The sequence below is a fragment of the Pseudoalteromonas sp. SG41-1 genome (assembly GCF_014164575.1).
Taxonomy (GTDB): Bacteria; Pseudomonadota; Gammaproteobacteria; order Enterobacterales; family Alteromonadaceae; genus Pseudoalteromonas; species Pseudoalteromonas rhizosphaerae.
Genome location: NZ_JACJFL010000044.1, coordinates 1 through 21,954, shown reverse-complemented (window position 1 = coordinate 21,954; position 21,954 = coordinate 1). Strand labels below are relative to the sequence as shown.

Here is a 21,954-nt window from a genome sequence, read left to right as displayed (position 1 = left end):
ATAAACGCCTAATAATTAGTTAAGTGGGTGCGCAGGCAGTGGGATCACCAATGGCTGACAAAACACCAAACAAATATGTGCCAAAGCCTGATAAGGCTTGATTAAATTACCTTGTTTATAGCTGGCATCAAATTGTGCGAGCAACTGGGTGATTTGCTCTAAAGTATGTATCGACAAACGATTAAGTGCTTGTTGAATCGGCCCTTGCTGATTTTTCCAGATGGCTTTTTGTTTAAATAGCGTTGCCAGTTGTTCACCTTGTTGTAAGCCTAATTGTAGGCTTAGTAAGGTATTTGCTTCTTTAGTAATGGTCCATAAGATACTCACAGCTTCAGTGTTATCGCCAGCGAGTTTATTTAATACTTTAATTGCTTGGCGACTATTACCTTGTAGCAGTGCATCACTTAAATCAAAAATATCAAACTTGGCTTGATTAAGTAGGCCTTGTAAAACCTGCTGTTGATCGATCATAGCAGTGCCATGCAATAACGACAGCTTTTCGAGCTCTTGAAAACACGCTAACAAATTACCTTCAGTAGCATCAATTAGGGTGCGTTTGGCATCTGCTTGCATATTGATTTTTAAGCGCTGGCACTGCTCATCAAGCCAACGGCTTAAATGATTGCCGGTCAGGGGGTAGCAGGGTACAAATACGCCCAGTTTATCTAACGACTTAAACCAAGCACTGCGCTGAATATCTTGACTGGCCTTGGCCCCTTTTACAATAAGTACGGTGTCGGGGTTGTTTAGTGCTACGAGCTGTTTAAACGTTTGGCTACCAACAATACCTGGCTTTTGAAAATTAAGGTCTAGCTCGATTAAAGTACGAGCACTAAATAACGACATACTTTGATATTGCGCTATTAGCTCTTGCCAATCAAAACCGGGCATTAAGGTAAATTTAACAACCTCATCAAAACCTTGCTGTTTCGCAATCTGACGAATTTGTTGAGCGCATTGTGCTACTTGAAAGGGTTCTTCACCAAATACTAAATAAAAAGGCTGTAAGCCTTTTTTTAATTCATTGGGTAATTGATTCGCATAACAGCGCATTATAGTTGCGACAGCTCTCTAACAATACGACGACTAGCTTGCATGCGAATTTCATTCAGTAGCAACTCTAACTCTTTTGCTTTTGCTAAAGCGTTATCTGGGTCGTCTTGATAATTACGATAAAGCTCAAAACGTTGTTCAATTGCTTCTTTGTCTGGGCGCTTGAGTAAGTAGCGAACACTATAAGCTAACTCGTACTCGGCAACCTGACCATTTTTAAATAATGATAAGGTTTGGCGTTCAAGACGATCTTTATATAAATACAGCTGAGCGACGTTTTTCTTAGGCGTGTCGAGTAACTCAACTTTGCTCAATGTGAGTTCTTTGCCAAGCATCGCAAATAACGCTGATTTTTCATCATCACCGTTTAAAGTTAAGGTGGCCAAGTCATCAGGCAGACTTGAGGCTTTTTTAAGGTGAAAGCCGCAGCTAGATAACAAAAAACAGACTAGCGCTAAGGCTAGTCCGTTTTTAATGGCATGAATAGCAGCCATAATTAGTTAGCAACCACGTTAAGTAGTTTACCAGGTACGTAAATAACCTTACGGATTGTTACGCCATCAGTGAACTTAGATACGTTAGGTTCAGCAAATGCTAGTGCTTCTACTTGCTCTTTAGTAGCATCAGCTGGCACCGTTAATTTTGCGCGTAGTTTACCGTTAACTTGCACGATGATCAGTTTTTCATCTTCAACAAGGGCAGACTCATCAACCACGGGCCAAGACGCATCTAAAATATCGCCTTCTTTACCCAGTTCTTGCCACAATTGATGTGACAAATGCGGCGTAATTGGTGCAAGCATAATTAACAGCGCTTCAAGCGCTTCGTTGGCAATCGCTACATCTTGTTTGTCAGCTAAAGGTGCTTTTAACAATTTGTTTGAGATTTCCATGATTGCCGCAATGGCAGTGTTGAATGTTTGACGACGTTCAACATCATCAGTCACTTTTGCAATTGCTTTGTGCAGCTCACGACGAAGCACTTTTTGCTCGTTGTTTAATGCTGATTTGTCTAATGCTTGGAAACCAACAGTGTTCACATCAACCGCATATTTCCATACACGTTTAATGAAACGATGTGCCCCTTCAACACCTGAATCAGACCATTCAAGCGTTTGCTCTGGCGGTGCGGTAAACATCATAAATAAACGTACCGTATCAGCGCCGTATTGAGCGATAACTTGTTGCGGGTCGATACCGTTATTTTTTGATTTAGACATTTTGCTCATGCCTGATGAGAATACTGGCTCGCCGTCAACTTTATGCCATGCTTTAGTCACGCGGCCTTTGTCGTCTGTTTCAGTATTTACATCACTAGGGGAAATCCAAATGTCGCCACCTTTTTCATCTTTACGATAAAATGTTTCGGCAAGTACCATGCCTTGGCATAATAAGCGGTCAAATGGCTCATCTGAATTAACTAAGCCAAAATCACGTAATAATTTATGGAAAAAGCGCGAATACAATAAATGTAAAATAGCGTGCTCAATACCACCAATGTATTGGTTTACTGGTAACCAGTAGTTTGCCGCAGCTGGATCTAGCATACCTTTGTCATGGCGTGGACTACAGTAACGTGCGTAGTACCAAGATGATTCCATAAACGTATCAAAAGTGTCAGTTTCATGAAACGCAGGTGCGCCATTAACTGTGGTTTTAGCCCATTGTGGATCTGCTTTGATTGGCGATGTTACACCGTTCATTACCACGTCTTCTGGTAAGCGCACCGGCAGCATATCTTCAGTCGCAGCAAGTTCGTTACCGTTTTCATCGCTTAACATTGGGATTGGTGAACCCCAATAACGCTGACGGCTAACACCCCAATCACGTAAACGGAAGTTTACTTTACGCTCACCAACACCCAGTGCTTCAAGTTTGTCAGCAATAGCCTTAAATGCGCCATCAAAATCAAGGCCATCAAATTCAGCTGAATTTACCAGCACACCTTTTTCAGTGAATGCCGCTTCATTTAGGTTTACTTCAAGATCTGAACCTGCGACAGGTGCAATGACTTGTTTGATGTCTAAACCGTAAGCGGTAGCAAATTCAAAGTCCCGTTGGTCGTGCGCGGGTACGGCCATTACAGCACCTGAGCCATAATGCATTAATACAAAGTTGGCAACCCAAATTGGTACTTGCTCACCGGTAAGTGGGTGAGTAGCAAAAAAGCCCGTTGCGATGCCTTTTTTCTCCATCGTCGCCATATCAGCTTCAGCTACTTTGGTGTTTTTGCATTCATCAACAAAGCGTGCCACAGCGTCGCTATTTTTAGCTGCTTCTTGTGCGATAGGGTGTCCGCCTGCAACAGCAACATAAGTCACACCCATAAAGGTATCAGGGCGAGTGGTATAAACGCTGAATGTTTCGTTGTTATCGGTGCGTTTAAACTCAATATCTAACCCTTCAGAGCGACCAATCCAGTTGCGCTGCATGGTTTTAACTTGCTCTGGCCAATCTTCTAGCTTGTCTAAGTCGTCAAGTAGCTCTTGCGCGTAGTCAGTGATTTTAATAAACCACTGTGGAATTTCTTTTTGTTCAACTACAGCACCTGAACGCCAACCGCGACCATCAATAACTTGCTCGTTAGCAAGTACTGTTTGGTCTACTGGATCCCAGTTTACCGTTGACATTTTTTTGTACACTAGGCCTTTTTCGTAAAGCTTAGTGAAGAACCACTGTTCCCATTTGTAATATTCTGGATGGCAAGTTGCGATCTCACGATCCCAGTCATAACCAAAACCTAATTGCTTAAGTTGGGTACGCATGTAATCGATGTTCTCGTAGGTCCATTTTGCTGGCGCAGTTTTATTTTTAATTGCCGCATTTTCAGCCGGTAGACCAAACGCGTCCCAACCCATAGGTTGCATTACGTTTTTGCCTTGCAAGCGTTGGAAACGAGAAACAACATCACCAATCGTGTAGTTACGCACATGACCCATGTGGAGTCGGCCGCTTGGGTAAGGGAACATAGAAAGGCAATAATACTTTTCTTTGCTCTCGTCTTCAGTGGCTTTAAATACTTGGTTTTCTTCCCAGTAGGCTTGGACTTTTGACTCTATGTCTTGCGGGTTATATTGCTCTTGCATCTACGGTTCCAGACTTCTTGCAAACTAATAAAAAATTGCCGTTAGGATACCCCAAAAAAAGCACTAATCACAGCGTCAAATCAGTGGATTTTATATGAAATTAGTTTTCAGGGCAGGTTAACCTATACTTGTGTAAGGTATAGGTTCGCTAAACACAGTTTGAAGGAGTAAACAATGGCTGATTATAAGACGTGGTTAACAGATTTGAGCACATGGTTAAAAGACGTAAAAGATCATGAGCTAAAAGATGCGATGGATAAGTTTATTGAATCTGAACAAGCGCTAAAAGATTTAGGACAAGAAAAATTAACTTTATACAGTGAATATTTAAAGCGCGATATTGAGCACATCCAAGAGCACGATCAACACTATGGTTCCCTTGCATGGCAAGAGCTTAAAGAGTCTTTGTGGTTTGAACTTTCACATATCGAAGACAAAACTCAACTTGAGTGGCAAGCATTAAATCAAGATTTTAAGCACAATGGGGTATATCACCAAGGCGAATGGATAGCCATGGGCACATTAGTATGTAAGAATTGCCAATATAGTTATGATATTTACCACGCTACGCAAATTACAGCGTGTTCGCAATGTGATGGTATCTACTTTAGCCGAAAGGCACTACAACCTTAAATAGTTAGTGAACAGTGCCTTTTAGTGCACTGATGCCACCTTACAAAATCAACGAATATGTTGGTATAAAAAGAAGTTAGAATGACGAAGAAACTGCTGCCTTTATCTGTGTCGGCCCTTGCGCCGACAATTTCACTTAATCATGTACAAACGTGCATGAACAATCCATATCCTGAAACCTTGACTTTCATCGGTCAACAGCGGGCGCAAAGTGCGCTTGATTTCTCGTTAGGGATGGAATTACCTGGTTACAATGTGTATGTAATGGGGGAGGCCGCGCATGGTCGGTTTACCTTAGTCAAAGATAAACTTCAAGCACACAGCAAAGGCCGGCCAACACCAAATGAGTGGTTATACGTTAATAATTATGACGACCACCGCGAGCCTATCGCAATGTTTTTACAAGCAGGTCAAAGTAAACAGTTAGCTGATGATATTGACTCATTTATTGATGAAGTACTCGACACCTTTCCTGCAGCGTTTGATAACCCAGCGTACCAGCGTAAAAAGAAAAAAATCGACCGTGAATTTAACGACGCTTACGATAGCGCAATTACTGCTGTGGAAATTGCCGCGCTTGAGCAAAGTGTTGCCTTAATTGAAGAAAAAAGTGTGGTTGGATTTGCCCCGCTGATTGATGGCAAACAACTAAGCGATGCTGAATTTGCTGAGCTTGATGATGAATTGCGTGAACAATTTTATGAAGTAATTGAAAAACTCGAAGATGCACTCATTGAGGCACTGATTGAGTTGCCTCGTTGGAAACGTGAATCATCTGAAAAACTTCGTAATTTAAAAAAATCCACCGCAGAGCTGGCTACTAAGCCATTACTAAAAGATCTTGAACATAAATATGCTGCGCACATTGGAGTATTACGCTATCTAAAAGACATCCGCGTGGAAATTATTGATGCGGTACTTGAGTGGCTCGATGATGAAGATGTTAGCGACGAAAACAAAGAAGATTTTGACCGTAAAGGGATGCTTACCGACTTTTTTGCACCTAATATTTTAGTTGAATTTAAAGAAGGTGATGCTGCCCCTGTGGTGTATGAGCCAAATCCTACCTTTGGTAATATTTTTGGCAAAATTGAATATGCTACTTCACAAGGCTCATTGATCACCAGTTATCGATCGATTCAGCCGGGGGCACTGCATCGCGCTAACGGTGGTTATTTGATTATGGACGCTGAAAAAGTGATGGCTAATCCACAAGTGTGGGATGGTTTAAAGCTGTCATTAAAAACTCATCAAATCAAAAATGATTTACCGTATCAAGATAGTGCTGTTGGCAGTAGCTTTACCTTGCGTCCACAGTTGATCCCGCTTGATGTAAAAATTATTTTACTCGGCTCGCGTGAGTTGTATTACACCATCGGTGAATATGACGAAGAGTTTGCTGAGCTGTTTAGAGTGTTAGCCGATTTTGATTATTATCTGCCAAGCAGTGATAAATTACAGTATCAATTTATCACTAAAGTGATTGAGTACTGTGAGCAGACGCTAAAGTGTAGTCTAACTGAGTCAGCGATGGCACGATTACTGAAATTTAGCTACCGCCAAGCAGAACACCACAATAAGCTTTCTGCTCGTTTTGCTGATGTATTAGAGTTAGTGGCAGAAGCCAGCTTTTATACCAAGCAAGATAACTTAACTTTAATTGATGCCCATCATATTGATGAAGCGATTGAAGGCAAGCAATATCGTACTGGGCAAATTAGCGAAAATATGCTCAGCGATATCAAAGAAGGGCATACCTTAATTGCCACCGACGGTCATGCTGTAGGTAAAGTAAACGGTTTAACAGTATTACACATTGGCGATACTTCTTTTGGTACTCCGGCACGGATCACCGCCACGGTTTACGCTGGTGCGGATGGGGTAATTGACGTTGAGCGCGAAGCTGAGCTGGGTAAAGCCATTCACTCCAAAGGTGTCATGCTACTGACTGGCTATTTAGGTAATAAATATGCGCAGCAATTTAGTTTAACGCTCAGTGCTAATATCGCCATTGAACAAAGTTATGGATACATTGATGGCGACAGTGCGTCATTAGCTGAGTTGTGTGCGCTTATTTCTGCAATTACTAGCTTACCTATTAGCCAGTCAATTGCACTGACTGGTTCAATTAACCAGCACGGTGACGTGCAAGCCATTGGCGGTGTAAACGAAAAAATTGAAGGGTTTTTTAAGCTTTGCAAAATGCGTGGTTTAACGTCTGCGCAAGGAGTAATAATTCCTAAATCAAATCAAGTAAACTTAGTGCTTGATGACGAGATCCTCAATGCAGTAGAGCTTGGCAAGTTTCATATTTATGCAGTTGAAACGGTTGACCAAGCGCTTAATTTACTGATGGATATTGCAGCAGGCGAGTTGAGCGACGGGCAATATCCTGAAAACTCAGTTAACGGCATTGCCTTAGCCCGTTTAAGTGAAATTGCAGATATCGTTAATGGCGATAACGACGAAAAAGAACACGAGAAAGAATAATCATGATCAACATTATTTTGGCGATTATTATCGCCATTTTATGCTTTTTGATTTTTCAAAATAGCAAAAAAGTAAAGCAACAAGCGGTCGCTAATGCGCAAATCGAAGCCGACTTTTTAGTGGCAAACAGCAAGGTTGAAGGGGTTATTGAGACCGCATCTGGTCTGCAATATAAAGTTGTTAGCAGCAGTGGTAGTGAGGCAAGACCAAGCCCAACTAGCATGGTGAATGTGCATTATCACGGTACTTTGCTAGATGGCAGTGTATTTGACAGTTCTGTTGAGCGTAATAGCCCAATCAGTTTTGGTTTAAATCAGGTAATAAAAGGCTGGACTGAAGGTTTGCAACTGATGAGTGAAGGCGATAAATACACCTTTTATATCCCTCATCAATTAGCTTACGGTGAAAAACGTGTTGGCAGTATTCCTCCAGCCTCTTTACTTATATTTGAAGTTGAATTACTTAAAGTAGAGTCTTAGTTGAAAAAATGGCGAAATAAATACATTCGCCATTTTAAACAACTTTTACATGGCTTCTAGCTTGATACCACGTGTTTCTTTTATATATTTAACAATAAAAAATACGCTAATAAAGGCCGAAATAGCATAAAACCCATAGGCACCAGCTAAACCAATACTACCGAGCATAATCGGGAAGGTCATGGTAATTGTAAAGTTGGCAAGCCATTGCGCACTTGCTGCAACAGCTAAAGCAGCCCCTCGAATACGATTATTGAACATTTCGCCTAATAGTACCCATACAACAGGTCCCCAGCTTAAGCCAAAAAATACCACAAAGAGATTAGCCATGATAAGTGCAAACGTGCCCATACTGTCAGTTAATGCAAGTTTACCTGCCGCATCGAGGCCTGCGCTACCAAAGGTATAAGTTAATGCACTTAAACTAATAAACATACCAATACTACCTACTAGTAATAATGGTTTTCTGCCTACTTTATCGATAAGCGCAATTGCTATAAAAGTAGATAAAATATTGGTAGTACCCGCTAATACATTGATGAATAAAGATTGTGATTCATCAAAACCCGCTGCTTGCCAAAGCTCAGAGCCGTAATAAAAGACCACATTAATGCCTACAAATTGCTGAAAAACAGACAAAGCGATACCAACCCATACAATTGGGTGTATTTTCTTTTTACCGTCAATAAATAAGTCACGAATACTTGGTTTTTTATCGCCATGAAGTGACTGCTTAACATCGTTTATTTGTGATTGGGCATCATCATTAGATATTTTTTTAAATACAGCTTTGGCTTTTTCTAATTGGCCTTGGGCAACTAAATAACGCGGCGACTCTGGTATAAATAATACTCCCAACAGAAATAATCCTGCAGGTACAAGTTCTGCCCAAAACATCCAGCGCCAAGCCGCCAGCTCAAGAATAAAAATACCTTCAGCGCCGTTTGCCGCCGAAGCGATCAGGTAGTTACTTAAAAAAGCAGCAAATAAGCCAAGTACAATCGCTAATTGTTGCAGTGTTGCTAATCGTCCACGCAAAGCCGCAGGTGCGACTTCAGCAATGTAAGCGGGTGCCAATACAGATGCAGCGCCAATACCGAGACCACCAAATAGACGATAAAAAATAAATTCAGCGGAGCTGTCTGCAATGCCTGAACCAAACGCGCTAATGGCAAATATTACTGCAGTGATGATCATAATTGAGCGGCGGCCAAATTTATCAGCAAGCGGGCCCGCAATCAGCGCACCAAGAGCACAACCCAGTAAAACCGACGCAACATTAAACCCTGTTGCGACGCTGCTTGAGTTAAATGTTTTGCCAAGCGCCGACACAGTTCCGTTGATAACCCCGGAGTCAAAGCCAAATAAAAAGCCACCAATTGCTGCAACGCCAGATATAAATATAACGTAAAGTAGAGAATGGGTGTTTGTTGATAAAGAGTGATTCGGGCTATTAATCTTGCCCGACGATAAAGGTGTTGTCATGGTGATATACCTGGTTATTGTTGTAACGAATTATATAGTAGTGTGAGGCGACGCATATTTTAACATGATTTTATCGGGGCTGACTCTTTCATAACTAATATTAAAGTTATTATTAAGCACTTCGAGTAGACCTTTAACGTCGCCAGTTTTAAACATGCCTGCAACGTGTACTTGCTTCAAACGTTCGTCATCAGCAAGCTCAAAGTTAATATTGGTATAGCGGCTAATTTCGGTCATTGCGTCGCTAAGTGATTCGCCTCTGAAAATGATACTCCCTTGACGCCAAGATAAGTTTGCTGCCACATCAATCGCGTCAATTTTTTCAACTTTTTTGGTAATTTCACCCTTAAAGTCTAAATTGAGTTTCTCACCCTTTGATACCGGCGTGGAATGCAGCGATACATCTTTTGCAACTCTAGAAGTGCCATTATTTGAGAGGTTAGGTACAGCGGTTGTATACTGCTGAGCAACTAATACTTTTCCATCGGTAACAATAAGTTCTATTTGTTTATTGTTTACCTCTACATTAAACGCAGTTCCAACGGCTTGGATTATTTTATTACCAGTGACGACACTCAAAGGCCGAGAGGTATCATGTGCGACATCAATATGGATCTCACCACGAAGAAGATTGATTACTCGGGCTGATGGAGTGTATTTAATATGGACAAAACTATTTGTATTGAGTGTTATTTTACTTTGGTCAGGCAAAATAATATCTTTACTTTCTCCAATCGCAGTTTGAAAGTTTAATTGTTTTGCTACTACCGCAGATTTATTCGCTTGGTTAAACAGCGAAAAATTAAATGTTTCTTGAAAAAAGCTAAGCGCAACAGCCAATAAAATGGATGCTGCTATTGCGCCTAACCACACAGGGAGTTTTTGTTGTTGTTTTGATGCTTGTGGAAATAAGTCTGATAAACGACTTAACTCACTCATTTTATCCCACAATTGTGCAACTTCTAGCAGAACCTCAACATTTTTGTAAGAATCTCCAAGCCAAGCTTTAAGTGCTTCTTTTTCATCGCTGCTAAGGTTTCGGTCAAGTTTGGCTAGCCACTCACTCGCTTGATCTAAGCGTTCATCTTCAACTTGATTACTATCTTGGGAAGATTGATGGATCTGATGAATGTTACTCATATTTGCCTCCTGCACTGAGGTTTGCTGAAGGGGCTGGCTCATTATAGGTGCTTTTATTTGATTGACGCATAAACAGCGTACATCTTTTCATGCCTGTTGCAATATGCTTTTCCACGGTACTTTCACTAAGCTCCAATTGTGCAGCTATTTCACGTTGCGAATAGCCATACACTTTTTTTAATACAAATACTTTTCGACACTGTATCGGAAGCAATCTTACGGCTTCACAATAATTCGAAAATTCATTATCGGTAAGTGTGCTCTCATACATCTCATCTTTGTATTGTTCACACAGAAGTTGCTCAAGCGCTTCCATATTATCAATACCGTCGACCAAGCGTATATTGGCCTGTTTTTGATAATCTAATGCTAAATTACGCGCAGTTTTATAGATAAATGACTTGGGAGAGTTAATATTGTCGCTGTTTTCAATTTTGCATATGCGCACATACGTTTCTTGCACAATATCTTCAATTTCATGAGGTGGCACAATTTTAGCCACAACTCGTGAAATGCTTTTTCTTGAGACTAAATAAGCCTTGTGAAGTAGTGTGTCTTTCGTCATTAACGTTTTCTCATCGGATTTAGCTCTGCTGTTATTATTTTTATGCCAATACTTAGTAAGACGATTGAGATAAAAAAATCCACTAGGCAAAAACCATTTAATCGCATTTTTTTAATATAACGTTACCCATTGCCCTTTACCGGTCCATTTCTCGTTTTGCTTAAAGCTTGTAATTACAGTGTTAATTGTACTACAGTTTTTAGCAATCAAGAGTTCGGGTCTTGGCGCTAAGCTACTTAGCATCGTATGGTGCTTCTTTGGTTGTTAAAAAAACAGCGTAAAAATTATCTTAATTTACATCACTAAGTACTTAGATATTTACACCCAAATAGATACTTTAAATACGATTTAAACTTTTTAATTACTTGTTCTAATTGACGATATGCAGCAATTTTAGAAATGGGTTTAGCGGATAAAAACAGCAATTACTTTGCAAGCGAAACATTATTTAAAATTGAATATTTCGCCGTTGTATTTTAGTAATAATAAAAACAAAAAGGCTTAGCAATTTTCAGTATGACTAGTCAAAAATATATATTATTTGTAAATAATCGAAAATATTTATGGGGGAAAATAAAAACTCACTCGTCTTTGTTTTGTGTATGGCGAAAAACCATGCACATGAAATATCAAACATCTCAGCTTCATTTTTGTGTACTGGTTTTGGTTTTTACTTTGTTTAATACAGAGGCTCAAGCAAATACCAAAAATGGCAAGATTATGTTTGATATTCCAAGACAAAGGGCTGATCTATCGCTGATTAATTTTGCAGAGCAAGCTGATATTACCTTGTTGTTTCCGTTGGATAAAATCCAACAGTTGCAGACTAATAATATTACTGGTGAGTATTCAATAATAACTGCATTAAATAGTTTACTTGCAGAGACAGGCTTGCAATCACATGTCAGCGAAGATGGGCAAATATCTATTTCGATAGATCCACGCTTCGAGAGAAATGACAACATGACTAATTATAAAAAAAACGGGGTGGCGAGTGCCGTACTCGCAGTGCTTAGTAGCGTTACACTACCTGCAGTAGCCGATACCGCAGAACAAGGACCTGAAATAATTGAAGTAAGAGGAATAAGAGGATCACTTGGACGCGCAATGGATGCTAAACGTGAAGCGGGTGGAGTCGTCGATTCTATTTCAGCAGAAGATATTGGTAAATTCCCCGATACTAACTTAGCTGAGTCATTGCAACGTATCACCGGTGTTTCGATTGACCGTTCCGGCGGGGAAGGGCAATTAATCACGGTACGGGGATTCGGCCCTCAATTTAATACCGTGTTAGTCAATGGCCGCCAAATGGCATCTGAAAACCAAAGCCGAGCATTTAGTTTTGATACTATCGCGTCGGAGCTGGTAAAGAGTTTAGATGTATTTAAAACATCAACCGCAACAAAGCAGTCAGGCGGTATAGGCTCAACAATCAATGTAAATACCGCTCGTCCATTTGCTATTAATGGCTTTAAAGTAGCCGGCAGCATAAAAGGTATTTATGACGACAATAGTGAAGAAACAACGCCAGAGGTATCAGGATTAATTAGTAATACATTTAATGACGATACCCTAGGTTTGTTATTTGCTGTGTCACGTCAAGAACGTAGAACCCGGTTAAATCAAGCACAAGTAGATGGCTGGTTAGAAAATGTTGGCGTGCCTAAGCCGCAAACACAAAGCGGACAAGCTTATACTGGCAATATTTTTTCTCCCCGTAATTATGATCATAAAGTAACCACAGAGACGCGCACTCGCACCAATGCTAATTTAGTTATTCAATATGCCCCGTCTGATGATGTAGTGATTACTGGCGATGCACTGTATTCTGATTTTGATGTTGAAGCCGATACAACGTCTTATGGACACTGGTTTACTGCACCCAATTTAGAAGGGTTTGGTAATGCTGATGGACCAACTGTTGACGAAAATGGCACGGTGATTGATCTTTATCAAGAAGTCGGGCTTGCAACGGATATGCACGCTAAAAAATTCGATCGTTTAACAAACTCCAGTGCGCTTGGGCTTAATTTACAATGGCACGTAAACGATAATTTAAAAATGAATTTTGATTTTAGTCATTCAAAGGCTGAGCGTGAAGCAAATAATGGCCGAGGTGATCAGTTATCTTTGATTGGTTATGCAAACCGTGTGCGCTTTCAAGTTGATCAAGGGATCTTACCTTATGCGAGTGAGTTTGCATCGGCTGATGACAGTATTTACAGTGGTCAACAGGAGCTAGATGGCAGCGCATATAACCCGGCAATTAGCCCTGATGGGGTCTCAAATCATTTAGATCCGGCAAATAGCCGAGCTCATGTTATGTTGCGTCGTGGCTGGGCGGTCGAAGATACCGTTGATCAATTTCGTTGGGATAGTACATGGTACAACGATGGTTATACGGGTCTTGTAGCCGTAAAATTTGGCGCAATGTATTCATCCGAAACTAAAAGTCTTGAACGTTGGGATAATGAAGGTGTAGGTATACATTGTACTTTCTGTGGTTACCCAGATATGCCTAGTATGGACGGACTCGCACAGTTTGTATTTGATGCCGGCGATGACTTTTTAGATAACGTCAGTGGCAGTGGTCGTATGCCAACATCTTGGCTTGCACATGATGGTGAAGCAAACTTTGCTTATCTTGAGCAATATGCCGCTGCAAATGGGCAGCCAATTAGCTTTGATGCAGTAAAGCGTAATAAGTCATTTGAAATAACAGAAGACACAATTGCTTTGTATAGCGAATTTGATTTTGAATCAGAGCTTGCGGGTATGCCCTTGTTTGCCTCAGCTGGGTTTAGGTATGAAACGACTGATGTTGAAGTGAACGGAAGCGATGAACCAGTTAACTCATTGTCAATTTTAGATAAAACAGAAATGTTAGCTAATTATGGCAATGTTCAATCTATTTCAGCTAATTCTGACTATGAAGCCATTTTACCTAATTTTAGTCTTAAGCTCGAAATCAATGATGACTTAATTGCCCGTGCTGCGGTATCACAAACAATCACTCGGCCGACGCTCGATAGTATGTCACCGGTAACAGTGATAGAAACAACGCGGCAAGGTGGCAATTTAACATCCAGCTCTGGTAATCCAGCGTTAGCTCCTTTTACTTCTGATAACTTAGATCTATCTCTTGAATGGTACTACGGCAATGCAAGTTATGTATCGGCAGGTTATTTTAGAAAAAATGTTGCTAATTTTATTATCAATACCACTGAAGACTTAACCTTTGAACTGCCCGGTGGCGGTCTACTTACTGATCCTTCCACAGGCAATGATGTTGATAGTCCAGATCCAGCAGACACCACAGCGGTGTTTACCAATACCATACCAAATAACAGTGAATCAGCAATTGTTGATGGGTGGGAGGTTGCTCTACAGCATACTTTCGACAGTGGCTTTGGTTTTATGGTTAATGCCACCATTGTAGATAGTAACAAAGAGTTAGATGCTGCAGATATTACTCAAGTATTTGCTCTTACAGGCTTAAGTGATTCATATAATGTGGTAGGTTTTTATGAAAATGATTCTTTTCAAGCTCGCTTAGCTTACAACTGGCGAGACAGCTTTGTGCAATCGTTAAGTCAACTTAATGGTGATGGTGTAACTATTGTAGAAGACTATGCACAGCTTGATGCGAACATTAGTTATGATTTAACAGAACACGTCACAGTCTTTATTGAAGGTATTAATCTAACTCAAGAGTATGTTCACAAACGAGGTCGTTTTGCTAATCAAATGCTACAAATTGAAGACAGCGGTCGACGTTTCATGTTCGGTATTCGCGGTAATTTCTAGGCATTAATCGGGTAAATAAAGTGACTTTTATGTATTGATTAAAAGTCACTTTTAATTGTAATCCACGCGAGTATTAAAATGAAACAACAAGAAAAAAGCATAAACACAGTGATTGTCGTGGGTGGTGGTATTGCGGGTTGGTTAACTGCGGGGCGATTGGCTGCAGAGCATAAGAGTAATACGGACGTTGGCGTCAAGGTCACGTTAGTCGAATCGCCAAACGTACCAATTATTGGCGTTGGTGAAGGTACTTGGCCAACAATGCGCAGCACTTTAATCGCTTTGGGTATTAGTGAAACCGACTTTATCCGTGAGTGTGACGCTAGTTTTAAACAAGGTGCTAAGTTTGCACAATGGGTGGATGGTGGCGAAGATGATTATTATTATCACCCATTGGTTTTACCGCAAGGATTCACTAAAACAGATATGGCAGGATATTGGTTAAACGATGGCGAGCAATCATCATCGTTTTCTAATGCGGTATGTTTTCAAGAAGCACTTTGCGAGCAAGGTCTTGCGCCAAAGACGATCAGAACGCCTGAATATGGCGCTGTCGCCAATTACGCCTATCATCTAGATTCAGCTAAATTTGCAGTGTTTTTACAAAAACACTGCATCGAAAATTTAGGTGTAACCCATATTTTAGCTGATGTTACTAAAGTTAACAGCATCGAAAATGGTGATATAGGTAGTTTAACAACAAAGCAGGCCGGAAATATAAGTGGCGATTTATTTGTTGATTGCAGTGGTTTTTCATCGTTATTGCTCGGAGGTCATTATCAAGTGCCGTTCAAATCCTATCGTGATGTTTTATTCATAGATACGGCTTTAGCAGTACAGGTACCCTATGAAAATGACAGTAGCCCAATCGCTTCACATACCATCTCGACGGCGCAAGAAGCAGGTTGGATCTGGGACATAGGTTTACAACATCGCCGTGGTGTTGGTTATGTGTATTCGAGCAAACACAGTACTGAATCGCAAGCAAGGGCAAGACTTGCCGACTATATAGGCGATAAGATTGATTCACTGACAATCAGAAAAATTCCGATAGAAAGTGGCCATCGCAGTCACTTTTGGCAAAATAATTGTGTTGCTGTTGGATTGTCTGCTGGCTTTTTAGAGCCACTTGAAGCGTCTGCTCTTGTGTTAGTTGAGATGTCAGCGCAAATGATTAGCGAGCAATTGCCACCGACTCGCGAGGTAATGGATATTACAGCGAAACGCTTTAACGATACATTTCTCTACCGCTGGGGGAAAATAATCGACTTTTTAAAGCTGCACTATATTTTGAGTAAGCGCACCGATAATGCGTTTTGGATAGATAATCGCGATCCACAAACGATCCCACAAAGCTTGCAAGATTTAATGCAACTTTGGCAATATCGCGCTCCTGCTGATTATGATTTTGCGAGTAATAATGAAGTGTTTCCTGCTGCAAGCTATCAGTATGTCTTGTATGGAATGGGCTTTAAAAGTGATTACAGCAACTCACCTCACTTATTAAATGATAAAACATTTGCACAGAGTCAATTTGCTAAAAATAAACATATGATTCAGCAAGCAGTTTCAACATTACCTAGTAACAGAGAGTTACTTGATAAAATTAAGCTGCATGGGCTTAGTGCAATTTAATTGTGCTGTGAAATATAAAGAATAACGAGAACAATATGACTAATTTAGTTGCAATTAATTACAGTGCTCACAAACATTTAAAAATTGATATCGCGAAAACTCAAGAACACAGTGCCACGCAAAATATGCTTCCCGTTGTGGTTGCTGAATTTAGCCAAGTATCTGTGCAACATCCGATCGTACTTGCTAAGAGTGGTGAAACAGGCGAATTTACCTTAACGGCATTATTAGGTTTTGAGCAACATGAAAATTTATTTTCGAAAGACGGTCAATGGCAAGGAGTTTACATACCATTACAGTTACAAAGGCAGCCATTTTTTGTCGGTGATATACAAGCTGAAGAAGCGGGAGATTATGCGGTTTGTATAAACTTAGACAGCCCATCGATAGTTCGCGACTCAGCGCAAAATAACGTCAATGACATCCAGGTATTATTTACTGACAGCGGTGAAGATAGTGATTATTTTGTTAAAATGAAACAATGCTTAGGGTATTTATTGCAAGGCGAAATAGAAAATAAAGCACTGATCGACACATTGTTAGCACTTAATTTAGTGCAGCCTCTTTCCCTTGACGTTACCTTTTGCAATAAGCAAAGTTCACGTTTAAACGGTCTATATACGGTAAGTGAAGAGAAAGTTGTGGCACTAGATCCTGAACAAATAGGGCGTTTACATAAAGCCCAACAGCTTAAACCAATCTACACGATGATCAATTCATTGGGTCAACTGTATCCACTTATTGAACGTAAAAATCAGCAGTTAGTTAGTGTACATGACTAGTGCTACTTTTTTAAACCCGGCAATGAAAGTTACACACTTAGTTGTTGGTAATGAGCGCATACCTGTTTTAGTGATTGATGATTTAAGTTTAAACTATAATGAACTCATCGCCTGTGCTTGTAAAAACGTTAATCATAGCTCGGCATTTACTGCATGTAATGGAGATTTATACCCAGGGGTTCGCAAACCATCACCGGCTAACTATAGTGAGCAACTTAAAGAGTTACTCCCTATCTTAAAATCGTCGTTCAATTTTATCGATAGCAATGACATGAAAGTGGTTTTTTCTGCGTTTTCAATTGCCACAACACCGGTAACAAAATTAAGGCCCATTCAAATGTTGCCTCACTTTGATACTCCTAGTGTTAACCAGCTTGCTGCTGTGCATTTTTTATGTGCAAAAGCATATGGTGGAACGTCCTTGTATCGGCATAAAGCATCTGGCTTTGAACGTATAACACAGCAGCGACTCGCACCGTATCGTGCAATGATCAAACAGCAAGCCATTGCTCAAAGGCTCCACGAACGTCCTAGTTATATTTCCAGTGATACAACATTGTTTGAGCAAATAGCCTCACTAGAGGCGAAACCGAATAGGCTTATTGTATATCCAAGTAATGCCTTGCATTCTGGTAATATTAATCCTGATTTAGGACTATCTAGTAATCCATCAACTGGCCGTTTAACCATTAGTAGCTTCCTAGCCTTTGGGTAATAACAAAGGCTAGGAAGCTAAAGTAACCTGAGCGCAGATTTAGTATTTTGATTGAATGGCTGAGTTTGTAGATGTTTAATCTAAAGTAGAAATATAAGTTATATCGTTTGTTTATTGGTAATACTGTAAAATAAACATGTACTTAAAAAGCTTGTGTAAGATAATTCATATAATTTTCGCGCTCAATGCTTTAAGTACTGCGCGGGTTCTATCGCGGGTATTGAGCTTTGCCAGTAAGCTTGATACATGATTCTTAACGGTTCCTTCGGCTAAAAAAATGGCTTGAGCTATTTCTTTATTAGATAGTCCAGCTGCGATCAGTTTTAAAATATCAGTTTCGCGTTCACTCAGCGGTTCAATTTCATTATCCCCAAAGGTCGACAGCTGTGCTGCATTTAGCTGATTTAATAACACTGGCTCTGCTAAGGTTTGTCCGTTGTACACACGATGGACTGCATGATGAAGCTTTTCGGTGTCGACATCCTTGAGTAAGAATCCATTAGCTCCTGCTTGCATTGCATCGACAAATAACTGCGGATCATCAAAAGTTGTTAAGATAATTACCTTGCAATCAAAATGCTGTTTGCGAAGTTGGGTTAGTGCTTCGATACCATTGACGCCAGGCATCCTAATATCCATTAATAGTACATCAATGGGATCAGAGGATAGCTGCTCGCATACTTTGATGCCTGAGTCGAGTTGCCAACAGACGGTAAATTCGTCCGCTAAAGAGAGTAAATTGGCGATCCCCTCGCGGATCAGTGCTTGGTCGTCGACAATGGCTAGTCTGATCATAATGTGTCCTTAAGGGGGAGGGTGACATGTAAGCAAAAACGCTCTGGCGTTTGCTTGATTTCCATACAGCCTTGATATTCACTTACCCGCTCTTTGATTGAGTTTAAACCACAGCCGAAATTCAAATCACTTTGTTGGGATTGCTGATTAATAATATCTAAGGCTAACATTTTGTTGGTCTGTGATAGTCGCACTTCAATGTGTTTAAATTGGCTATGCTTAATCGCATTGGTAATTGCTTCTTGACACACTCTTAATATACATTCGGCTTGCTTATGGGAATGGATCTGCAGCGCATTGTCGATGCTAACAGCAAAATTGTAACCAGGTAACCGATCTGCAATTTCATTGAGTGCTGTTTTTATATCAATATCACCGTCGGTACGAATACTGCGAACCATGTTGCGGATCTCACTCAGTAATGCTTTTGCTAAGTCGCGTGATTGGATCAATGTAGCATGAGAAGAGTCATCATTTGAGTTGGCTGTTTGCTGTGCGGCAAACTCTAAATTTAAAATTAATGCGGTAAGTTGATGGCCACAAATATCATGCAGGTCACGACTGATCTCAAGGCGCTCACCATGACGAATACTATCGGTTAGTAAACTTCGTGTAGAAGCAAGGTGTGCATTCATCAGTGTTAATGCTTTATTTGTTGCAGCTTCTTTGACGGCAACTTTACTGGCGGCAAACGAAAAAATCTCAAAAGCCAAGTAGACACTACTTAGTGTTAATTCATGCCACAGAGAAATAGCATTTTCTTTACTAAAAAAGAGCACCAGCACAAGTGAGCTATGAGCAGCAACCATCGGGACTAAAGCGTATCTCGAGCTAAAAATGAAAGGCAGTTGCCCTGCTATAATCACCAATAAAATATAAATTAATGGGGTGTGTAATATCCAGCCTAATATTAAAGTTGCCAGTATTTGTAAAAATATAAAACAGCTTAAACTGCGAGGATTTTGGTTTACACCATTTGTCAGTGTAATCACTAAAAAGCTTAGTATATACAGCATATAAGCGAGAAAACTGCTTAATAGCGATGTGGCTTGACTAGTTACTAAAGTAAGCGTCATAACTGTGGCACAGCCTAGTAAGCCCGCTAATGTTAGTTGCCAGTTAATAGGTTTTTTTAGTGTCAATAAAGAGGGCGACTGCATTTCGCTTCCAGCAAAAAAACAAAGTGCTTTAGTTTACGTTAGCTTGTCTTTAAATAGCAATAAAACAGCAATGACTCATTAATTTAAATCAATAAAACAGTATGCGGGTTTTTAAACGCGATGTTAATAAATTTGCTTAATACTAAGACATAAACAAACTAATTTCAAAAAACATGACTTTTGGCACCTGTATTATATGTGGGACTTTTCTACAGTAGCTACATCAGCTTAGCAATAGGTGTTAAGCCACATTAGAAAGAGCTTGTTATGTTTAAAAAATTAGTTTTTACCAGTGCATTTGCAATCAGTAGCTTAGCTGCACAAGCTGCCGAATTAACGGTCGATATTGCGGGGATCACACAGCTTGAAGGTGATATATATGTGGTGCTTTATGACTCAGTCTCTGCTATGGAGTCAAATAAAGCCACGCTAGCATATAAAGGGGCCGTGACTAAGTTACAGACTAAAGTAACATTTAGCGATTTAAGCGCCGGTGATTACGCCATTTTGGCTTACCAAGATTTAGATAATAATCAAAAGCTCAATCGTAATATGATTGGTATTCCTAATGAGCCATATGGTTTTAGTAATAATCCTCGTTTAATGGGGCCGCCAAGTTTTGACAAATTACGCTTTGCTGTCGGTGATGTTGATCACACTATTCAAATTTCGATTGATTAAGGATATTGCTATGTTACGTCGTGAATTTTTAAAAAAATCAACATACTTAGGCACATGCGCAATTATCGCTAGCCAATGCCCTGCGGTATTTGGAGCAAATGCAAAGCCACAGCCAAGTCATTCTTCTGCTATACAGTCTTCTTTTTTAGGTTGGCAAGGGGTAACGGATAATATTGATCCACATTTTGAACCTTGGCAAGGTGAGCTACCCGTTCAGTTACAAGGTATGACATTTTTCCGCAATGGCCCGGGTATGCAAGAGCGGGCAGGGCACCGTTACAGCCATTGGTTTGATGGCGATGGGTTTGTTAATCAATTTAAATTTTCACAGCACGGTGTCACTCATCAAGGAAAATTTACACAAACACAGAAGTTTGTCGAAGAGAGTAAAGCAGGAAGGTTTTTATATAATGGTGCAGGCTCAATAATTACTAATGCAAAACCGGCAAAAAATACCCAAGTATTCAATACTGCAAATACGGCATTGTTACCAATGGCCGGTGAGCTTTGGGCTATGTGGGAAGCGGGTACGCCGTATCGCCTTGATCAAGAAACACTCGCAACCAAAGGACAGGTTGATTTTGGGTCTGAATTAAATGGGGTTCCTTTTTCAGCTCATCCTCATGCTGATAGCGATGGTACGATTTGGAACTTTGGCGATATTTCTTTTACAGGTAAACCTTGCATTGTAGTGTATCAACTGACGGCGCAAGGAGGCATAAAACGCTATAAACTTTTACCACTGCCACATCATAGTTATATTCATGATTTTGCAGTGACAGAGCAGTATTTAATATTTTATTTGCCGCCCATGTTACAGCAACTGGGAGAAACTTATATAGAACGATTTAAATGGCAAAAACAATTAGGCAGTCGGGTATTAGTGGTTGATAAGCATAGTTTGCAAGTCGTTAACCAGATGGAGCTTGAAGCTGGATTTGTTTTTCATTTTGGAAATAGTTGGCAACAAAATAATGAACTAGTTGTTAACTTATGTCTGTATCCAGATGCAACTGTAATGACTGATGTAATGGCTAATATAGACAATCACCAAAATCGTATTGCGCATGAACTAGCTAAAGCAGCGCAGCTTAGGCTTAATCTTGTTACTAACAAGGTATCGATTAACTGGGCTGAACCATATATGGAATTTTTGCAATTTGATAAGCGTTTCGCTGCTAAGTCATCGGCTTTGCAGTATGGCGTAGGAATAAGCAAAAATAATCCACATAAAGAGTTTAATGCAATCACAAGATTGAACACGCAATCAGGCCAAAGTCAAAGTTATAGTTTTGGTGATACAGCCCATGTTGAAGAGCCTTTATTTCCCCCTGTGTCAGGATAGTTGTCGCCTCTAACTTTTAATAGAGGCAGATAAAATGAGACGTCGATTTACTCAAGAATTTAAAGTTCAAGCTGTTGAAAAAGCATTATCTCAATGTGATGATG

Annotated in this window: 17 protein-coding genes; 9 read left to right on the top strand and 8 right to left on the bottom strand. The window is 40.2% G+C overall.

The window, feature by feature from the left end; all coding sequences use genetic code 11:
* Positions 1–15: 15 nt before the first annotated feature.
* The 3 genes from holA to leuS are packed head-to-tail and all read right to left on the bottom strand — an operon-like array spanning position 16 to position 4,138.
* The gene (gene holA / locus H5203_RS18295) at positions 16–1,053 is read right to left on the bottom strand and encodes a DNA polymerase III subunit delta (RefSeq protein ID WP_145240552.1); all 1,038 of its coding nucleotides are present in this window, start codon (positions 1,051–1,053) and stop codon (positions 16–18) included.
* On the bottom strand, positions 1,053–1,547 hold the full coding sequence (gene lptE, locus H5203_RS18290; RefSeq protein WP_182820069.1) for an LPS assembly lipoprotein LptE: 495 nt from the start codon (positions 1,545–1,547) through the stop codon (positions 1,053–1,055). The genes holA and lptE overlap by 1 nt, the downstream gene beginning before the upstream one ends.
* A gap of 2 nt (positions 1,548–1,549) precedes the next feature.
* A complete protein-coding gene (gene leuS / locus H5203_RS18285) occupies positions 1,550–4,138 on the bottom strand; it encodes a leucine--tRNA ligase (RefSeq protein WP_145240556.1) in 2,589 nt (862 codons plus the stop codon).
* Positions 4,139–4,312: 174 nt separating this feature from the next.
* On the opposite strand from leuS, the gene H5203_RS18280 reads away from it, so the two are divergent.
* The 3 genes from H5203_RS18280 (at position 4,313) to H5203_RS18270 (ending at position 7,740) form a co-directional block, all read left to right on the top strand.
* The gene (locus H5203_RS18280; protein WP_145240558.1) at positions 4,313–4,771 is read left to right on the top strand and encodes a zinc ribbon-containing protein; all 459 of its coding nucleotides are present in this window, start codon (positions 4,313–4,315) and stop codon (positions 4,769–4,771) included.
* 81 nt (positions 4,772–4,852) lie between these two features.
* Complete coding sequence (locus H5203_RS18275; protein ID WP_145240561.1) at positions 4,853–7,261, top strand: Lon protease family protein; 2,409 nt, start codon at positions 4,853–4,855, stop codon at positions 7,259–7,261.
* A 2-nt stretch (positions 7,262–7,263) separates the two neighbouring features.
* Complete coding sequence (locus H5203_RS18270) at positions 7,264–7,740, top strand: FKBP-type peptidyl-prolyl cis-trans isomerase (RefSeq protein ID WP_149980730.1); 477 nt, start codon at positions 7,264–7,266, stop codon at positions 7,738–7,740.
* A gap of 45 nt (positions 7,741–7,785) precedes the next feature.
* Here the strand turns inward: H5203_RS18270 and H5203_RS18265 are convergent, their stop codons facing one another.
* The 3 genes from H5203_RS18265 to H5203_RS18255 are packed head-to-tail and all read right to left on the bottom strand — an operon-like array spanning position 7,786 to position 10,930.
* A complete protein-coding gene (locus tag H5203_RS18265) occupies positions 7,786–9,225 on the bottom strand; it encodes a sugar porter family MFS transporter (protein WP_220493069.1) in 1,440 nt (479 codons plus the stop codon).
* Positions 9,226–9,255: 30 nt separating this feature from the next.
* Positions 9,256–10,365, bottom strand: coding sequence for a FecR family protein (locus H5203_RS18260; protein ID WP_145240565.1), 1,110 nt, complete (start codon positions 10,363–10,365; stop codon positions 9,256–9,258).
* Positions 10,358–10,930, bottom strand: a complete 573-nt coding sequence (locus H5203_RS18255; protein ID WP_182820068.1) for an RNA polymerase sigma factor — start codon at positions 10,928–10,930, stop codon at positions 10,358–10,360. The genes H5203_RS18260 and H5203_RS18255 overlap by 8 nt, the downstream gene beginning before the upstream one ends.
* A 516-nt stretch (positions 10,931–11,446) precedes the next feature.
* On the opposite strand from H5203_RS18255, the gene H5203_RS18250 reads away from it, so the two are divergent.
* The 4 genes from H5203_RS18250 to H5203_RS18235 all read left to right on the top strand — a co-directional run bounded on the left by H5203_RS18250 (position 11,447) and on the right by H5203_RS18235 (position 17,869).
* The gene (locus H5203_RS18250) at positions 11,447–14,737 is read left to right on the top strand and encodes a TonB-dependent receptor (protein ID WP_182820067.1); all 3,291 of its coding nucleotides are present in this window, start codon (positions 11,447–11,449) and stop codon (positions 14,735–14,737) included.
* A 78-nt stretch (positions 14,738–14,815) separates the two neighbouring features.
* On the top strand, positions 14,816–16,372 hold the full coding sequence (locus H5203_RS18245; protein ID WP_145240572.1) for a tryptophan halogenase family protein: 1,557 nt from the start codon (positions 14,816–14,818) through the stop codon (positions 16,370–16,372).
* A gap of 35 nt (positions 16,373–16,407) precedes the next feature.
* Positions 16,408–17,154: a SapC family protein gene (locus H5203_RS18240; RefSeq protein ID WP_145240574.1), complete on the top strand. Its 747-nt coding sequence runs from the start codon at positions 16,408–16,410 to the stop codon at positions 17,152–17,154.
* Complete coding sequence (locus H5203_RS18235) at positions 17,147–17,869, top strand: DUF6445 family protein (RefSeq protein WP_259401974.1); 723 nt, start codon at positions 17,147–17,149, stop codon at positions 17,867–17,869. Before H5203_RS18240 ends, H5203_RS18235 begins: the two co-directional genes overlap by 8 nt.
* 165 nt (positions 17,870–18,034) lie before the next feature.
* Here the strand turns inward: H5203_RS18235 and H5203_RS18230 are convergent, their stop codons facing one another.
* Both H5203_RS18230 and H5203_RS18225 read right to left on the bottom strand, forming a co-directional pair.
* Positions 18,035–18,664, bottom strand: a complete 630-nt coding sequence (locus H5203_RS18230; protein ID WP_145240576.1) for a response regulator transcription factor — start codon at positions 18,662–18,664, stop codon at positions 18,035–18,037.
* On the bottom strand, positions 18,661–19,824 hold the full coding sequence (locus H5203_RS18225) for a sensor histidine kinase (protein WP_182820066.1): 1,164 nt from the start codon (positions 19,822–19,824) through the stop codon (positions 18,661–18,663). The genes H5203_RS18230 and H5203_RS18225 overlap by 4 nt, the downstream gene beginning before the upstream one ends.
* Positions 19,825–20,091: 267 nt before the next feature.
* On the opposite strand from H5203_RS18225, the gene H5203_RS18220 reads away from it, so the two are divergent.
* Together H5203_RS18220 and H5203_RS18215 are read left to right on the top strand one after the other, a co-directional pair.
* Positions 20,092–20,505, top strand: coding sequence for a DUF2141 domain-containing protein (locus H5203_RS18220; RefSeq protein ID WP_182820065.1), 414 nt, complete (start codon positions 20,092–20,094; stop codon positions 20,503–20,505).
* 10 nt (positions 20,506–20,515) lie between these two features.
* Entirely contained in the window at positions 20,516–21,850 is a 1,335-nt protein-coding gene (locus H5203_RS18215) for a carotenoid oxygenase family protein (protein ID WP_182820064.1), read from the top strand.
* The last annotated feature ends 104 nt before the right edge of the window (positions 21,851–21,954 follow it).

What these genes read in the sequence shown, in the direction of transcription:
- H5203_RS18220 (WP_182820065.1), top strand. Translation starts at nt 20,092, where the DNA reads ATGTTTAAAAAATTAGTTTTTACCAGTGCATTTGCAATCAGTAGCTTA.
- H5203_RS18250 (WP_182820067.1), top strand. Translation starts at nt 11,447, where the DNA reads ATGACTAGTCAAAAATATATATTATTTGTAAATAATCGAAAATATTTA.
- H5203_RS18230 (WP_145240576.1), bottom strand. Translation starts at nt 18,664, where the DNA reads ATGATCAGACTAGCCATTGTCGACGACCAAGCACTGATCCGCGAGGGG.
- lptE (WP_182820069.1), bottom strand. Translation starts at nt 1,547, where the DNA reads ATGGCTGCTATTCATGCCATTAAAAACGGACTAGCCTTAGCGCTAGTC.
- holA (WP_145240552.1), bottom strand. Translation starts at nt 1,053, where the DNA reads ATGCGCTGTTATGCGAATCAATTACCCAATGAATTAAAAAAAGGCTTA.
- H5203_RS18235 (WP_259401974.1), top strand. Translation starts at nt 17,147, where the DNA reads ATGACTAGTGCTACTTTTTTAAACCCGGCAATGAAAGTTACACACTTA.
- H5203_RS18260 (WP_145240565.1), bottom strand. Translation starts at nt 10,365, where the DNA reads ATGAGTAACATTCATCAGATCCATCAATCTTCCCAAGATAGTAATCAA.
- H5203_RS18255 (WP_182820068.1), bottom strand. Translation starts at nt 10,930, where the DNA reads ATGACGAAAGACACACTACTTCACAAGGCTTATTTAGTCTCAAGAAAA.
- H5203_RS18215 (WP_182820064.1), top strand. Translation starts at nt 20,516, where the DNA reads ATGTTACGTCGTGAATTTTTAAAAAAATCAACATACTTAGGCACATGC.
- H5203_RS18270 (WP_149980730.1), top strand. Translation starts at nt 7,264, where the DNA reads ATGATCAACATTATTTTGGCGATTATTATCGCCATTTTATGCTTTTTG.
- H5203_RS18225 (WP_182820066.1), bottom strand. Translation starts at nt 19,824, where the DNA reads ATGCAGTCGCCCTCTTTATTGACACTAAAAAAACCTATTAACTGGCAA.
- H5203_RS18275 (WP_145240561.1), top strand. Translation starts at nt 4,853, where the DNA reads ATGACGAAGAAACTGCTGCCTTTATCTGTGTCGGCCCTTGCGCCGACA.
- H5203_RS18265 (WP_220493069.1), bottom strand. Translation starts at nt 9,225, where the DNA reads ATGACAACACCTTTATCGTCGGGCAAGATTAATAGCCCGAATCACTCT.
- H5203_RS18245 (WP_145240572.1), top strand. Translation starts at nt 14,816, where the DNA reads ATGAAACAACAAGAAAAAAGCATAAACACAGTGATTGTCGTGGGTGGT.
- H5203_RS18240 (WP_145240574.1), top strand. Translation starts at nt 16,408, where the DNA reads ATGACTAATTTAGTTGCAATTAATTACAGTGCTCACAAACATTTAAAA.
- leuS (WP_145240556.1), bottom strand. Translation starts at nt 4,138, where the DNA reads ATGCAAGAGCAATATAACCCGCAAGACATAGAGTCAAAAGTCCAAGCC.
- H5203_RS18280 (WP_145240558.1), top strand. Translation starts at nt 4,313, where the DNA reads ATGGCTGATTATAAGACGTGGTTAACAGATTTGAGCACATGGTTAAAA.